The sequence below is a fragment of the Exiguobacterium sp. s124 genome, assembly GCF_018617485.1.
Taxonomy (GTDB): Bacteria; Bacillota; Bacilli; order Exiguobacteriales; family Exiguobacteriaceae; genus Exiguobacterium; species Exiguobacterium aestuarii.
This window is the reverse complement of record NZ_JACSKH010000003.1, coordinates 190898-207171: the sequence shown is the minus strand read 5'-3', so window position 1 is coordinate 207171 and position 16274 is coordinate 190898. Positions and strand designations below refer to the sequence as shown.

15 protein-coding genes, 1 rRNA gene and 1 riboswitch are annotated in these 16274 nt (G+C 48.8%); of the genes, 15 read left to right on the top strand and 1 reads right to left on the bottom strand.

The window, feature by feature from the left end:
• Positions 1 to 87: ribosomal RNA gene (gene rrf / locus KNO85_RS13315) — 5S ribosomal RNA — on the top strand; the annotation flags it as partial.
• 84 nt (positions 88 to 171) lie between these two features.
• Positions 172 to 363 (top strand): NETI motif-containing protein, encoded by a 192-nt coding sequence (locus KNO85_RS13310; protein ID WP_015880702.1) that lies wholly within the window; start codon positions 172 to 174, stop codon positions 361 to 363.
• A 43-nt stretch (positions 364 to 406) separates the two neighbouring features.
• On the opposite strand, the gene KNO85_RS13305 is transcribed toward KNO85_RS13310, so the two are convergent.
• A complete protein-coding gene (locus KNO85_RS13305) occupies positions 407 to 877 on the bottom strand; it encodes an NUDIX hydrolase (RefSeq protein ID WP_214790818.1) in 471 nt (156 codons plus the stop codon).
• A 147-nt stretch (positions 878 to 1024) separates the two neighbouring features.
• Positions 1025 to 1126: riboswitch (purine riboswitch) on the top strand.
• Positions 1127 to 1195: 69 nt separating this feature from the next.
• Here KNO85_RS13305 and purE point away from each other — a divergent pair.
• The 13 genes from purE to KNO85_RS13240 all read left to right on the top strand — a co-directional run bounded on the left by purE (position 1196) and on the right by KNO85_RS13240 (position 16107).
• Positions 1196 to 1684: a 5-(carboxyamino)imidazole ribonucleotide mutase gene (gene purE, locus KNO85_RS13300; RefSeq protein WP_214790817.1), complete on the top strand. Its 489-nt coding sequence runs from the start codon at positions 1196 to 1198 to the stop codon at positions 1682 to 1684.
• The gene (purK, locus tag KNO85_RS13295) at positions 1684 to 2778 is read left to right on the top strand and encodes a 5-(carboxyamino)imidazole ribonucleotide synthase (protein WP_214790815.1); all 1095 of its coding nucleotides are present in this window, start codon (positions 1684 to 1686) and stop codon (positions 2776 to 2778) included. Before purE ends, purK begins: the two co-directional genes overlap by 1 nt.
• Positions 2775 to 4067: an adenylosuccinate lyase gene (purB, locus tag KNO85_RS13290; protein WP_214790813.1), complete on the top strand. Its 1293-nt coding sequence runs from the start codon at positions 2775 to 2777 to the stop codon at positions 4065 to 4067. Before purK ends, purB begins: the two co-directional genes overlap by 4 nt.
• Positions 4068 to 4115: 48 nt before the next feature.
• Complete coding sequence (gene purC, locus KNO85_RS13285) at positions 4116 to 4820, top strand: phosphoribosylaminoimidazolesuccinocarboxamide synthase (RefSeq protein ID WP_214790811.1); 705 nt, start codon at positions 4116 to 4118, stop codon at positions 4818 to 4820.
• On the top strand, positions 4817 to 5059 hold the full coding sequence (gene purS / locus KNO85_RS13280) for a phosphoribosylformylglycinamidine synthase subunit PurS (protein ID WP_074032936.1): 243 nt from the start codon (positions 4817 to 4819) through the stop codon (positions 5057 to 5059). Before purC ends, purS begins: the two co-directional genes overlap by 4 nt.
• Positions 5056 to 5736 carry a phosphoribosylformylglycinamidine synthase subunit PurQ gene (gene purQ, locus KNO85_RS13275; RefSeq protein WP_214790809.1) on the top strand — a complete coding sequence of 227 codons (681 nt, stop codon included), beginning with the start codon at positions 5056 to 5058 and terminating at the stop codon, positions 5734 to 5736. Before purS ends, purQ begins: the two co-directional genes overlap by 4 nt.
• The gene (purL, locus tag KNO85_RS13270; protein WP_214790807.1) at positions 5720 to 7939 is read left to right on the top strand and encodes a phosphoribosylformylglycinamidine synthase subunit PurL; all 2220 of its coding nucleotides are present in this window, start codon (positions 5720 to 5722) and stop codon (positions 7937 to 7939) included. The genes purQ and purL overlap by 17 nt, the downstream gene beginning before the upstream one ends.
• A complete protein-coding gene (purF, locus tag KNO85_RS13265) occupies positions 7915 to 9324 on the top strand; it encodes an amidophosphoribosyltransferase (RefSeq protein ID WP_214790805.1) in 1410 nt (469 codons plus the stop codon). Before purL ends, purF begins: the two co-directional genes overlap by 25 nt.
• 12 nt (positions 9325 to 9336) lie before the next feature.
• The gene (gene purM / locus KNO85_RS13260) at positions 9337 to 10371 is read left to right on the top strand and encodes a phosphoribosylformylglycinamidine cyclo-ligase (RefSeq protein ID WP_214790803.1); all 1035 of its coding nucleotides are present in this window, start codon (positions 9337 to 9339) and stop codon (positions 10369 to 10371) included.
• Positions 10368 to 10946, top strand: coding sequence for a phosphoribosylglycinamide formyltransferase (gene purN / locus KNO85_RS13255; RefSeq protein WP_214790801.1), 579 nt, complete (start codon positions 10368 to 10370; stop codon positions 10944 to 10946). The genes purM and purN overlap by 4 nt, the downstream gene beginning before the upstream one ends.
• Entirely contained in the window at positions 10943 to 12463 is a 1521-nt protein-coding gene (purH, locus tag KNO85_RS13250; protein WP_214790799.1) for a bifunctional phosphoribosylaminoimidazolecarboxamide formyltransferase/IMP cyclohydrolase, read from the top strand. Before purN ends, purH begins: the two co-directional genes overlap by 4 nt.
• Positions 12464 to 12477: 14 nt before the next feature.
• Positions 12478 to 13731, top strand: coding sequence for a phosphoribosylamine--glycine ligase (gene purD, locus KNO85_RS13245; protein WP_214790797.1), 1254 nt, complete (start codon positions 12478 to 12480; stop codon positions 13729 to 13731).
• Positions 13732 to 13821: 90 nt separating this feature from the next.
• Positions 13822 to 16107, top strand: a complete 2286-nt coding sequence (locus tag KNO85_RS13240) for a bifunctional diguanylate cyclase/phosphodiesterase (RefSeq protein ID WP_214790795.1) — start codon at positions 13822 to 13824, stop codon at positions 16105 to 16107.
• Positions 16108 to 16274: the final 167 nt, after the last annotated feature.

The window sequence follows — 16274 nt, the reverse complement described above, 5'->3', positions numbered from 1 at the left end:
GTTCCCATGCCGAACACGGAAGTTAAGCGTCTCAGCGCCGAAAGTAGTTGGGGGATCTCCCCCTGTGAGGATAGGACGTTGCCAGGCAAACGGTGGTTCTGGAGCATTCGCTCAAGGGCCGCCGTTTTTTCTTATCATCGATTCAGTTCAGTGGAAGAGAGGACGTAAGAAATGGCTAAGAAGATCAAAGTATATGTCGAACCAAATGAAACGGTCAGCGAATGTTTAGATCGAATCAACGAAATGGGTTATCGTCCTATACGCCGCATTGAAAAGCCCGTCTTTGAGCAAACGGGAGCCAAAGATGAACCTGTCCATTCCCATCAATCGATTTTATTTGAATGCGTCTCTAAAGAATCCTAATGCCAAGCCGTCACACGACTCTGTGTGACGGCTTTTTTATGTCTCAAAACGAATGCTCACGCTCAAAGCATCGATCTCCAAGCGTATCCAATAAAGTTTGAGCAGGTTTCTCTATCTTCATAGGAAGGTTTTCTTTACTAAAGTACTCAAGAGCCAAACTTTCACCATCTTCCATGACGAGTTCTCCACGTACTCCTTTTGCTTGGTATAAATGAATGACACCGTATGTCTCGTCTCCGTTCGGATATTTAAAGTAACCGTCTGGACCGGAAAAGACTTGGATTAATTCAAATTGCTCAGCGAGAAGCCCAGTTTCTTCTTTCAATTCTCGTGCAGCGACTTCTTCCAATGTTTCCCCGAGTTCCATCGATCCTCCTGGTAAACCCCAATCAAGTGTATCCGATCGGAATTGCATCAGTACCTCTTGCTTTTGATTGATGACCAAAATGGTCGCTCCCACACTGATGATTGGGCGATTCCCAATCACTTCACGTAGACCTGCGATATAACTCATCTAACTCCCCCTTTTTCAATAGCATACATTATCAGAGAAACTTGCGCCGATAATATCAAAAAAGCGAACGATAAATATTCAGACAATTAAAATGTTCGCAGTTTATTGACATGTTTTCAAAGAACAAGGTACGATAGGCGTGTGAGATAGGAAAAATAAATAGTGCTCCATATAATCGCAAGGAAATGGCTTGCAAGTTTCTACCTGATCACCGACTCTGATCAGACTATGGGGTGTAGCTGACGTGTATTTGTCATGCCTATACCCTAAACTGATTGCTCGGTTTAGGGATTTCTTTTTGTAAGGGGGACATTTGGAATGAACGCAGTGGTTGGAGTAATTATGGGTAGTTCATCTGATTGGGAGACGATGAAACATACTTGTGACTTGTTAGATGAGTTACAGATTCCATACGAGAAACAAGTTGTCTCGGCTCATCGAACACCAGACCTTATGTTCGAATATGCGGAAGAGGCACGAAGTAGAGGCATTCAAGTTATTATCGCTGGTGCTGGTGGCGCAGCTCATCTTCCTGGAATGGTGGCTGCTAAAACGACACTCCCTGTCATCGGTGTCCCAGTTCAGTCCAAAGCACTCAATGGAATGGATTCACTACTATCAATCGTTCAGATGCCTGCGGGAGTGCCAGTAGCAACTGTGGCAATCGGTAAGGCTGGCGCGACGAACGCGGGACTACTCGCTGCTCAAATTCTCAGTATTCACTCCAAAGAAATCACGCAGCGACTTGAATCGTTTCGGGAGAAAAAACAAGAGATGGCTATGCGAGGAACGGGGGAGTTAGTCTAATGAGAATCGGAATCTTAGGCGGAGGACAGCTCGGACGAATGATGTCTCTTAGTGCAAGTGCAATGGGATACACGACACTTTGTCTAGACCCAAACCCACATGCACCGACTGCTCAAGTGGCGGATTCAATCGTTGCTTCATTTGATGATGTTGATGCCGCAAAGAAACTTGCTGACCGTTCAGACGTTGTAACGTATGAATTCGAGAATATTGACACAGAAATGATTGCAGCGATTGAAGAGAAATGTCCACAAGGAATGGATGTATTGAAAGCGACGCAGCATCGTATTTTAGAAAAACAAATGATTGAGTCAGCTGGTTTACGAGTCGCACCTTATGTTTCAGTCCGTACCGTTCGAGATGTTCAGGTGGCGAAAGAGAAACTTGGGTTGCCATTTGTCGTCAAAACGTGTCGCTTTGGCTATGACGGAAAAGGGCAGACAGTCATTCGGACGGAACAAGATGTTCAGGCATTCATTGAACAGTTCACCGAGCAAGAATATGTCGCTGAAGCCTGGTTGCCTTTTGAAAAAGAAATCTCGGTCATTGTGACACGTGGAGAAGAAGAAACGTCAACGTTCCCAATTAGTGAAAATATTCATCATAACAACATTCTACATCTATCGATCGTACCAGCTCGTGTGGCTGATGAGATTCAAGAAGATGCGAGACACCTTGCGCTTCAGCTTGCTGACCATATCGGATTAATGGGAACACTCGCTGTCGAGCTGTTTGTCATGTCAGATGGTCGCCTTTACGTAAACGAACTCGCACCACGTCCACATAATTCTGGACATTACACAATTGATGCTTGTGAAACCTCACAATTTGAACAACACATTCGAGCCGTGACGGGAATGCGTCTCGGACGGACAACATTGAAAACGCCTGTCGTGATGGTCAATCTTCTCGGCGAGCATATGCAACGACTCAATGTCAAAGCATTGCCTTCGAATGTTAAACTACATCTGTATGGAAAAGATGAAGCGAAGACAGGTCGCAAGATGGGACACTTGAATATTCTCGGTGACACGGTCGAGGATGCGCTTCATACCATCGAACAACTGGCAATTTGGAAGGAGACCGTTTTATGATTTCACGCTACACCCGCCCAGAGATGGCGAACATTTGGACTGATCAAAACAAGTTCGAGGCTTGGCTAAAAGTTGAACTTTACGCTTGTGAGGCTTGGAGTGAACTTGGGATTATCCCGAAAGAAGATGTACAGGTCCTTTGGAACAAAGCATCGTTTGATGTTGACCGTATTTTAGAAATTGAACAAGAGACGCGTCACGATGTGATTGCGTTCACGCGTGCGGTCTCCGAGACACTCGGAGAAGAGAAGAAGTGGGTACACTACGGATTGACGTCAACGGATGTCGTCGATACGGCGCTCTCGTACTTAATCAAGCAGGCGAATGATATTTTAGAAGCCGATTTAGATCGCTTCATCGGCATTCTTGCAGAAAAAGCAAAAGCACATAAATATGACATCATGATGGGACGTACACACGGTGTACATGCGGAACCGACGACGTTCGGCTTGAAGCTCGCCCTTTGGTATGAAGAAATGAAACGCAACAAAAAACGTTTCATGGCAGCACGCGAAACGATTGAGTTTGGGAAAATGAGTGGAGCCGTTGGGACATTCGCAAATATTGACCCGTTCATCGAGTCATATGTATGTGACAAGCTCGGTATTCAAGCTGCACCAATCTCGACACAGACGCTCCAACGGGACCGCCATGCCGAGTATATGTCGACGCTCGCATTGATCGCGACATCGATTGAAAAAATGGCAACCGAGATTCGTGGTCTTCAAAAAACAGAGACACGCGAAGTGGAAGAATTTTTCGCAAAAGGACAAAAAGGATCGTCGGCGATGCCGCATAAGCGGAATCCAATCGGTTCTGAAAACATGACAGGTCTTGCACGTGTGATTCGCGGTCATATGGTGACGGCTTACGAAAATGTTCCGCTCTGGCATGAACGTGACATCTCGCACTCATCGGCAGAACGCATCATCATCCCGGACGCGACGATTCTTCTCAACTATATGTTGAATCGCTTCGGTAATATTGTGAAGAATTTGACGGTGTTCCCAGAGAATATGCGTCGTAACATGGACCGTACGTTTGGGATCATCTTCTCACAACGTATTCTACTCGGTCTCATCGAGAAAGGCTGGTCGCGCGAGGCTGCATATGACGCGGTTCAACCGAAGGCGATGCAGGCATGGGAAGAAGAAACAATGTTCCGGACATTGATTGAAGAGGACAAAGAAATGGGCGCACTCTTTACGAGTGAAGAGCTCGATGAGTTGTTCGACCCGCGTTATCATGTACGCCGTGTCGATACGATTTTTGAACGCTGTGGTTTGTAATCGTTGAGGGGCGATATGCCCCTCTCACTTTTAAGGGGGACGGTTCAGATGAAAGCAATTTATGAAGGCAAAGCGAAAGCGTTATTTGAGACAGAAGAAGCGGGTGTGCTTCGCGTGTATTACAAAGATGATGCAACGGCATTCAATGGAGAGAAGAAAGAGTCGATTGATGGAAAAGGGATTCTCAACAACGCCATCACGACCCAGCTGTTCGAATTGATGCATGACAACAAGATTCCGACGCACTTTATCAAACGAATCTCAGAGCGGGAACAGTTAGTCCGCCGTGTCGACATCATTCCGTTAGAAGTGGTCGTTCGAAACGTAGCGGCCGGTAGTCTGGCGAAACGACTCGGTTGGGAAGAAGGGACGCCGCTCCTCGCACCGATTGTCGAGTTCTACTATAAAGATGATGCCCTTGGGGATCCGTTGCTTACGAAAGACCATATCCGTTTGTTGCAAGTCGCTACACATAAAGAAGTCGAAACATTGCGACAACTAGGTCTTTGGGTAAACGATGTATTGCTCGATTTCTTCGGCCAACATGGCATTGACGTGATTGATTTCAAACTAGAGTTTGGAAAAGTAGACGGAACGATCATCTTAGCGGATGAGATTTCACCAGATACATGCCGCTTGTGGGACAAAGAGACGAAACAAAAGCTCGATAAAGATGTATTTCGTCGCGATTTAGGTTCTTTGACTGAGACGTATGGACAATTGTTAACACGCATAGGGGGAAACGGACAATGAAAAAAGTAAACGTGTATGTGACATTACGTGAAAGTGTACTCGACCCACAAGGAGTTGCCGTGAAAGGTGGACTCGAACATCTTGGATTCGCTGGGATTGAGTCGGTCCGCATCGGGAAGGTCATCGAGCTTCAAGTTGCTGACGAGACGACAGAAGACATGGTCAAAGAAATGTGTGAGAAGTTACTCGTCAACACGGTCATTGAGAATTATGAAATCGAGATGGGGGTACTCGCATGAAGTTCGCGGTCATCGTCTTTCCAGGATCAAACTGTGACCTCGACATGTACCATGCGGTAAAAGACGTGCTCGGGGAAGAAGCGGAATACGTGTTCCATACAGAAACATCACTTGAAGGATTCGATGGGGTCCTCTTACCAGGTGGCTTCTCATATGGCGATTACTTGCGCTGTGGGTCGATTGCTCAATTTTCACCGATTATGGCTGAGGTGAAGCGTTTCGCAGAAGAAGGACGTCCGGTTCTTGGGGTATGTAACGGATTCCAAGTACTTGTCGAAGCGGGACTCCTCCCTGGTGTATTGATGCGAAACCGTGATTTGAAATTCATGTGTAAGACAGTCGAACTTGTCGTCGAAAATAATGAGACGATGTTCACTAGTGATTATGCGGCACAGGAAACGATTCGGGTCCCAATCGCACACGGTGAGGGCAACTACTACTGTGACGAGGCAACACTTGAGACATTGAAGGCAAAAGGTCAGATCGCGTTCACCTATAAAGAGAATCCGAACGGATCGGTCGAAAATATCGCTGGTATCACGAATGAGGCAGGAAATGTACTCGGCATGATGCCACACCCGGAGCGTGCGGTCGAAGCGCTACTAGGTGGGGAAGACGGTAAACGGTTATTCACGTCAATCGTAAAATGGGGGGCACGACATGTTACTTACAACTGAACCGACAGCTACACAAATCCGTGATGAAAAGATCTATGCCACGATGGGATTATCAGACGACGAATATGCACTCGTCGTCTCACTACTTGGTCGAGAGCCAAACTATACAGAAATCGGTCTCTTCTCGGTCATGTGGTCTGAACACTGTTCGTACAAAAACTCGAAACCTGTGCTCCGGAAGTTTCCTACGACCGGTAAGCACGTTTTACAAGGACCGGGAGAAGGGGCAGGAATCGTCGATATCGGAGACGGTCAAGCTGTCGCCTTTAAAATCGAGAGTCATAATCACCCGTCAGCGATCGAGCCTTATCAAGGTGCAGCGACTGGGGTGGGTGGAATCATCCGCGATATCTTCTCGATGGGTGCCCGTCCGATTGCATTATTGAACTCACTCCGTTTCGGAGATTTGAACGAATCACGTGTGAAACATTTATTCGGTCATGTCGTATCAGGCATCGCCGGTTATGGAAACTGTGTCGGCATCCCGACTGTCGGCGGTGAAGTCGCATTTGATCCGGCTTACTCAGGAAATCCTCTCGTCAACGCGATGTGTGTCGGTTTCATCCGGCATGAAGATATTCAAAAAGGAATCGCAGAAGGTGTCGGGAACTCGGTCATGTATGTCGGTGCAACGACAGGACGCGACGGGATCCATGGTGCCACGTTCGCCTCTGAAGAACTCGGGGAAGACGCAGACGAGAAACGTCCAGCCGTACAAGTCGGAGACCCGTTCATGGAGAAGTTATTGATTGAAGCGTGTCTCGAAGTCATCAAGCACCCAGCGCTCGTCGGGATTCAAGACATGGGAGCAGCCGGATTGACATCTTCTTCAGCGGAGATGGCCTCAAAAGCTGGCATGGGAATCGAGATGAACTTGGACCTCGTCCCGCAACGTGAGACAGGCATGACGCCTTACGAGATGATGTTATCGGAATCGCAAGAACGGATGCTTCTCGTTGTCAAAGCCGGACATGAAGACGAGATTGAAGCGATTGTGACGAAGTGGGGACTTCACGCAATCAAGGTAGGAGAAGTTATCGAAGAGAAAGTGCTTCGCCTCGTTCACCAAGGAGAAGTCGCAGCCGAAGTACCAGTCGACGCGCTCGCTGAAGACGCTCCTGTCTATCATAAACCGTCAAAAGTACCCGCATATTACGAAGCGTTCCAGGCGATGAAACCAATTACGCCGGTCGTCAACGACGTGATGGCGACATGGAAAGACGTCCTTGCGATGCCGAGTATCGCTTCGAAACGTTGGGTGTATGAGCAATACGACCATATGGTACAAACATCGACAGTCGTCGCACCAGGAAGCGATGCCGCGGTCATTCGCATCCGTGAGACGGAGAAATCGCTCGCGATGACGACAGACTGTAACGCAAAATACGTCTACCTCGATCCTCGGGTCGGTGGGGCAATCGCTGTCGCTGAGGCGGCTCGTAACATTGTCGCAAGTGGTGCAGAACCACTCGCCTTGACGGACTGCCTCAACTTCGGAAGCCCAGATAAACCGGAAGGATTCTGGCAACTCGACCAAGCCGTTGAAGGGATGGCGGAAGCGTGCCGTACGCTTGATACACCTGTCATTGGTGGGAACGTATCGTTGTACAACGAATCGAACGGACAAGCGATCTACCCGACACCGGTCGTCGGAATGGTCGGACTCATTGAGAAACCGAAACACATTACGACATCGTTCGCGAAACAAGCAGGAGACGTCGTCTTCTTACTCGGTGAGACGAAAGCGGAATTCGGTGGAAGCGCCCTTCAAATGCTCCAAGACGGAAAAGTGAGCGGTCATGCACCGACACTCGATCTTCAGGAAGAGCAAATGACGCAAAAGGCATTGCTTCAAGCGATTCGTAAAGGTCTTGTCACGGCGGCACACGATGTGTCAGAAGGCGGTCTTGCGGCAGCGTTACCGGAACTTGTTTTCGGAACCGAGTTCGGTGTTGACGTCACAATCGATACAGATCTCGTCACTGCGCTATTCAGTGAATCACAGTCACGCTTCCTCGTGACGGTCGATCAAGCGCAAGCTGAGGCATTCGCGAGTATGACGAACGGAACAGCAATCGGAACGGTCACAGAAGCGGCAACCGTTGTCGTTCGTGCGAGTGACCGTTTGATTGAAATGGATGTGCAAGAGTTGGAACGTGTATGGGAAGGAGCTATTCCATGTTATATGACATCCGAGGCATGAATGAGGAATGTGGAGTCTTCGGTGTGTTCGGTCACATCGAAGCTTCACACCTCGCCTATTACGGACTTCACAGTTTGCAACACCGTGGCCAAGAAGGAACGGGAATCGTAACGGCGGATGGAGAACGTCTCCATGCGAAGCGTGGACTCGGTCTCGTCACCGAGGTGTTTGATGAGACGTCACTTGACGCACTCACGGGGAATCATGCGATTGGTCACGTGCGTTACTCGACAGCGGGAGGTAACACGCTAGAGAACGTTCAGCCACTTCATTTCAAATCGTTAACAGGTGATTTGGCGATGGCACATAACGGAAATCTCGTGAACGCGACAGAATTAAAACATATGCTCGAAGCGGAAGGTGCCATCTTCCAGACGACGTCTGACACGGAAGTTGTAGCTCATTTGATTAAGCGAAGTCGTGGCAATTCGTTGAAAGAACGGATCGCGGATAGTTTGGCTCGCCTCGTGGGAGCGTTCGCTTTCTTGTTTTTGACGGAAGACGCGCTTTATGTTGGAGTCGACGTCCATGGATTACGTCCTTTGTCACTCGGACAGACAGAAGACGGTGCGTACGTCTTCGCATCGGAGACATGTGCGTTTGATGTCGTTGGAGCAACGTACGTCCGAGATGTCGAACCAGGGGAACTACTCATGATCACGAGTGAAGGCATCACATCCGAACGCTTCAGTGAAGCGGCAGTTCGTGCGATGTGTTCGATGGAATACATCTACTTCTCACGACCAGACTCGATTATCGACGGTATCAACGTGCATACGGCGCGTAAAGCCATGGGGAAAAAGATGTTCGAAGAAGCGCCGGTCGAAGCAGATGTCGTCACGGGTGTACCTGACTCGAGTATTTCCGCGGCAATTGGTTACGCCGAAGCGAGCGGAATCCCATACGAGATGGGACTCATTAAGAATCGTTATGTCGGACGGACCTTTATTCAACCGTCTCAGGAATTACGAGAGCGCGGCGTGAAGATGAAGTTGTCGGCGTTACGCGGTGTCGTGAACGGGAAACGGGTCATCATGGTCGATGATTCTATCGTCCGAGGAACGACGAGTCGCCGAATCGTTACGTTGCTAAGAGAGGCAGGCGCGACGGAAGTGCATGTGCGCATCACGTCTCCACCTATCAAGCATCCGTGCTATTACGGAATTGATACATCGACGAAGGAAGAGTTAATTGCGGCAACCAAATCCGTTGAAGAGATTAGAGAAGAGATTGGTGCCGATTCACTATCGTTCCTCACATTGGATGGAACGGTCGAAGCCATCGATCGTCCATTCGAAGGAGCGCTACGCGGGCAGTGTGCTGCATGCTTCACTGGACTATATCCGACTGAACTTGCAGAACTCGTGACAGAGACAAAGGCTTAAGGGGGAAAACCGATGAGCGTACGATACGAACAAGCGGGTGTGAATTTAGAAGCAGGATACGAGGCCGTATCCCGCATGAAACGTCATGTCGCCCGGACGATGCGTCCGGAAGTGATGACAGGTCTCGGTAGTTTCGGGGCGATGATTGATCTCGGCTCGATGAATATGAAACATCCGATTCTCGTGAGTGGGACCGATGGGGTCGGGACGAAGCTGAAGTTGGCTTTCGCACTCGACCAACATGACACGATTGGAATCGATTGCGTCGCCATGTGCGTCAACGATTGCCTCGTCCATGGAGCAGAACCGCTCTATTTCCTCGACTATATCGCAACAGGAAAAGCTGAACCAGCTAAACTCGAGCGTATCGTCGCCGGTGTCGCCGAAGGATGTGTCCAAGCAGGCTGCGCCCTTGTCGGTGGCGAAACGGCTGAAATGCCTGGCATGTACCCAGATGGAGAGTACGACATCGCCGGATTTGCAGTCGGAGTCGTTGAAAAGGAAAACTTGTTAGACGGTTCGACGATTCAAGCAGGAGACATTGTACTCGGACTCGCTTCTTCAGGTGTCCATTCAAACGGGTTCTCCCTCGTCCGGCATATCGTCGACGCGCAACACCTCCAATACACGGATGAGATTGCGATGCTTGATACGACACTCGGGAACGCCTTACTACTTCCGACACGAATTTATGCCGAAGCGGCGAAAGCGGCGATTTCGACAGGGAAGGTACAAGGGATGGCACATATTACGGGCGGCGGCTTTTATGAGAATGTCCCTCGCATGTTGCCGGAAGGACACGGGATCACGTTCGATGCATCCAATTGGCCAAGTCTTCCTGTATTCGACTGGCTCGAACAAGTCGGGAACATCTCGAAACAGGAAATGTTCAACGTCTTCAACATGGGAATCGGTTATATGATTACGGTACGTCCTGAAGATGTAGAAGTGGTCGAAGCGGCGCTCGAACGTGTCGGTGAGACAGCGCATCGAATTGGGAAAGTCGAGAGTCGTCCAGGAATCCGAATCTCAGGAGTCGACCAATGAAGCGATTTGCCATCTTTGCGTCAGGATCGGGGAGTAACGCCGAAGCCATTTGGAAGACGATTGCCGATGGACAATTATCAGCTGAATGCGTGTTGCTTGTGACGGACAAACCAGAAGCGACGGTTCTCGATCGTGCGGAGCGTTACAACATCCCTAGCTTTTCTTTTACGCCGAAAACATATTCGTCCAAAGAGGAGTTCGAGGAAGAAATCCTCGTTCTTCTCGATTCACTTCAAGTAGACTATATTGTGTTGGCGGGGTATATGCGCCTAATCGGAAATGTGTTACTATCCGCATATCCGAACCGAATCATTAACATTCATCCCTCGCTCTTACCTGCGTTTCCGGGGAAAGACGCGATCGGTCAGGCACTTGACGCTAAGGTGCCTACGAGTGGCGTGACGGTTCATTATGTGGATGCGGGGATGGACACAGGTCCCATCATCGCACAAGAGACTGTAGAGATTGAAGGATGCGATCGTACTGAGGCGACACGACGCATTCAAGCGATTGAACATCAACTGTATCCGCGCGTATTACAACAAGTGTTGAATCAACAGGAGGTTTTCAAGTGAGAGCATTATTAAGTGTTTCTGATAAAACAGGGATTGTGGAATTAGCAAAAGTCTTGCATGAGGCGGGCATTGAACTCATCTCGACAGGAGGAACCGAGGCGGCACTCCAACAAGCCGGTTTACCAGTCAAAAACATCTCTGAAGTGACATCGTTTCCCGAGATGTTAGACGGTCGTGTCAAGACGTTGCACCCACTCGTTCACGGTGGATTGCTCGGGCGTCGCGACCTCGAGACGCATGTCGCACAAATGAAAGACCATGATATCGAGCCAATTGATTACGTGGTCGTCAACCTCTATCCATTTAAAGAGACGATTGCAAAAGAGAACACGACTTATGAAGAAGCCATTGAAAACATCGATATCGGTGGACCGAGCATGTTGCGTTCGGCTGCGAAAAACCATGCGAGCGTCACGGTCGTCGTCGACCCAAGTGACTATACACTCGTTGCAGATGAGGTACGTGGAGGCGGCACATCGTTTGAGACACGTCAACGTCTTGCGACGAAAGCATTCCGTCATACGGCTGCTTACGATGCGTTGATTGCCGACTATTTAGGTCGTCAAATCGGGGAAACCTTCCCAGAACAGTTGACGGTCACGTATGAAAAAGTTCAAGACCTTCGCTACGGTGAGAATCCGCATCAACAAGCAGCGTTCTATAAGACGCCTTTATATGACGGGATGACACTTGCGAATGCAACACAGCTTCACGGGAAAGAACTTTCGTATAACAACATTCAAGATACGAACGCGGCGCTTGAAGCACTCAGTGAATTGAACGAACCGGCTGCCGTCGTCGTCAAACACATGAATCCTTGTGGTGTCGCAGTAGGACGGACGATTCACCAGGCGTTCGAACGTGCACATGCGGCCGACCCGGTTTCTATTTTTGGCGGGATTGTTGCCCTGAACCGCGAAGTCGATTTAGAAACAGCAGACGCCCTTCGCAACATCTTTTTAGAGATCATCATTGCCCCATCCTTTAGTGAGGCAGCACTTGAACGATTGAAAGAGAAGAAGAATCTTCGTTTGTTAACGTTGGATATGGGTCAAATGACAGGGATGCGCTTAACGGCTGTCGCTGGAGGATTACTCGTCCAAGATGGAGATGACATGACGCTCGACGACGCCGCGTGCCAAATCGTGACGGACCGTCGCCCGACTGCATCCGAATGGGAAGATTTGAAACTCGCATGGCGTGTCGTCAAACATGTGAAGTCGAACGCCATTGTCGTAGCGAAAGATGAGACGACGATTGGAATCGGAGCAGGGCAGATGAACCGTGTCGGAGCTGCAAAAATTGCTTTCGAACAAGCCGGTGAACGCGCGACAGGTGCAGCGCTTGGAAGTGACGCGTTCTTCCCAATGGCAGACACGGTCGAGGCGGCAGCGGCGGCAGGCATTACAGCCATCATCCAACCAGGTGGGTCGATTCGCGATGCCGAATCGATTGAAGCGGCAAATCGTCATGGGATCACGATGGTATTCACATCCGTCAGACATTTCAAACACTGAGAGGGGTTCGCGTCATGAACGTAATGGTCATCGGTCGAGGAGGACGCGAGCATGCGCTCGCATGGAAATTAAAACAAGACGGACATCACGTCTTCGTTGCACCAGGTAATGACTTTATGGAAGGCATGACGTCTGTGTCGATCAATGAGACGGACGTCGAGGCGCTCGCTCAGTTTGCAGAAGAGACGGACATCGAGTGGACGATTGTCGGACCGGAATCTTCCTTGATGGCAGGGGTCGTCGATACGTTCCGTGCCAAAGGACTGAACATCTTCGGACCGACGAAAGCTGCGGCCTTGCTCGAAGGAAGCAAGGCGTTCGCAAAAGAGGTCATGATGGAGGCGGGCATCCCGACGGCGGCGTATGAGGCGTTTACGGACGCAGAGTCGGCGCTCACCTATATCCAAAAGCTTGGGGCGCCGCTCGTCGTCAAGGCGGATGGACTAGCTGCGGGGAAAGGTGTCACGGTCGCATTCACGGTGGAAGAGGCGGAATCGGCTGTACGTGATATTTTCACGACGGATAAATTCGGACAACAATCACAGGTCGTCATCGAAGAGTTCCTTGATGGGGAAGAGTTTTCACTCATGGCATTCGTCTCGGGAGAGCGTGTCATTCCGATGATTACGTCTCAGGATCATAAACGTGCTTATGACGGTGACCAGGGACCGAATACGGGCGGTATGGGTGCTTACAGTCCGATGCCGCATCTAGCAGAGCATGTATACGAAGAAGCGGTGAAGACGGTGTTAGAACCGCTCGCTCAAACGATGGTCAAACGAGGGACGCCGTTTGAGGGATTCTTGTATGCTGGTCTTATCTTGACATCGACTGGTCCAAAAGTGATCGAATTCAATGCGCGCTTCGGTGACCCGGAAACGGAAGTCATCTTACCGAATTTGACATCACCACTCCTTGAAGTGATTCAAGCGGTCGTCCGTCAAGAAACGTATCCGATTGAATGGATTGATGGGTATACGATGGGTGTCGTCATCGCAGCGAAGGGTTATCCGGATCGACCTGTCACAGGGCAAGTGTTGTCTGGGTTTGAGGCGCTCCCGAAGGACGTTCTCGTCTTTCATGCGGGGACTGTACAACAGGAAGGTCAAGTCATTGGGAACGGTGGCCGCTTGCTCGTCGTTACCGCGACGAAACCGACGTTACTTGAAGCGAAGACAGTCGTATATGAAGCGATTGAACAACTCGATTTGCCGAAGACGTTCCATCGAACGGACATCGGGTCGCGAGCGTTTACACAGATTATTTAAAGGATGGGTCAACCCATCCTTTTTTTCATGCGAAAAAAAGGAAATCCCGATATCCTGTTCTACAATATTAAAGTAGTTTGTAGAAAGAGGGTGGTCGACCTGCGTGTTCAAACAAAATTATTCATTGCGATTGCCGTTAACATCGTACTCTTCATTGGTGTCATTCTGTTTGTCATCAAACCGTATTTTGTAGAAAAGAGCATTGAGCAGGATCAGGCGATGACCCGCGATCAAATCGAGAGCGTGTCAGAAGTGTTCGCCAATCATCGAAGCACACTCGAACGCATACTTGTCGACTGGTCGGTTTGGACGAACGCTTACGATTTCGTACAAAACAAAAACGATGCCTTTATCGAAAATAATATGGGGGAAGAAACGCTCGACAATTTAGGAGTCGGGGCGATGATTTTCCTCGACCAAAATCAAGAGGTTGTCTACTCCGAATTCAATCAATTTTATGAATTGGACAATATAGAAGAAAAGAATGTTTTCCTGAACGAACTGGTGCGATACGTCAACTCGTCTGGAGTCACACAAAGCGCGGTATATGGTACCGACTATGGTCCCGTCGTCTTCATGAGCCATCCGATTGTGAAAAGTGATGGAACAGGCGAGCCGGGAGGGACGCTTGTCCTGATTCAAAAAATTGGTCCGGACTTCATGGCGGCTTTAAGTGTACAGGCAAAAACGAAATTATCCATCAGTCCGCTTTCGCATCAACGGTTAACGATTGAACAAGACAATCAGTTTGCCCGTGTCTCGTTACCACTGCAGTCGGTCTATCAAGATGCGAACTGGGAAGTCAATTTCTCAGTGAAGCGTACGTACTATACCAACACGCAGACGATGCTTGAAACAGGCATGCTCGGGCTATTGGTCCTCGGTCTTGGTCTGTTGTTGACATTGTTTTGGACCGTGAACCAAATCATCACGAAACGATTAATGGCCATCGTCAAAGAATTGAAGTGGATCACGAAAGAGCGAAACAGTCGTTTACGAATTCGCTTAAACTCGAGCCAGCGGGATGAAATCGAAGAGATGGCCATCAGTATGAACGAAGTGCTCGATGCGCTGGAACAGACACAGAAAGAGTCGTTGACACGTGCCTTTCGAGATTCCTTGACACGTCTTCCGAACCGTTTGGCCGTCGAAGACATGTTTATGAATATACCGGATACTTCTCGTTCGATCGGGGTGATGGGGATTGACCTCGATAACTTCCGACGGATTAACGACCAGTTCGGTCAACGGACAGGTGATGCGATGCTGACCTTCTTTGCATCTCGGTTAATGTTTTACAAAGAGGAAGGTTTTGTTGCGCGGATTGGGGCCGATGAGTTTATTATGATTCATCCCGGATGGGCGACCGAAGAGTTACTGATTGTTGCGAATCAATTGGTGAAGGATTTGAGAGAATGGGGTTTGAAGCAAGGAATGAATCATCTGACATTAAGTATCGGAATCGATGAGTTGGAACCGTCCCATCATTCATACGAGGTCATGATGGCGCGTCTCGACGTCGTCTTACACGAAGTCAAGGCATCAGGGAAAGACAACATCCTTACGTATCAGGACATCGAGGATGGAAGCCATTACTTGCAGGCACTCGAGATGGAGCGAGATTTACGATATGCGCTACGTCACGATGAATTTGAACTGTACTATCAACCAATCGTTTCCCCGAAACCGTTTCAAGTGAGAGGGGTGGAGGCATTGATTCGTTGGAACCACCCTCAAAAAGGTTTCGTTTCACCGGGCATTTTTATTCCCGTCGCAGAACAACTCGGACTCATCTCAGATGTGGGGAGATGGGTACTCGTCCGAGCCATCACAGAGATTCAAGACTATGCGGAACGCTTTGATTTATTTTTGTCTGTCAATGTATCGAAACGCCAGATTTTAGATGGATCGTTTTTAGAGGCGCTGGAAGAAACGCTCGCCACAACGAGTTTTCCGCCTCATCGATTGCATGTAGAAATCACAGAGAGCGAAGTCGGTGGGAATGTATATGAACTTCAACAGTTCATTCAAGCGTTGAAGACAATCGGTGTCAAAATATCGCTTGATGATTTTGGTGTCGGCACGTCATCGCTATCTTACCTTCAGTCCCTACGTCTCGATATCATTAAAATCGACCAGAACTTCGTCAAAGGGATTCCGGAGAATAAGTTTGATCGTGCGTTGTTAGAAGGTTTATATCAAACGTTCCATACACTCGGCCTCGATATCGTTACGGAAGGGGTCGAACGACCAGAACAGTTAGCATTCGTATTAGAATATAGTGGTTCGCTCATCCAGGGATATCATTACAGTAAACCGATTCCGATGGAACAGTTGCATCACTATTTACGTAAAACGGTGATCACCCAAATTTGACGTAGGCGACTCTTCATGCGAAGAGCCGCCTTTTTTGTGAAAAATATATGTGAAATTTGTTACAATAGGGAACATAACTTGCGACCCTTTCAGAGAAAAGGTAAACTTGAAACAGGGAAAGAAAACGCTTTCAAAACTATTTCTTAATAGCATTGAAAGGGAAAAGG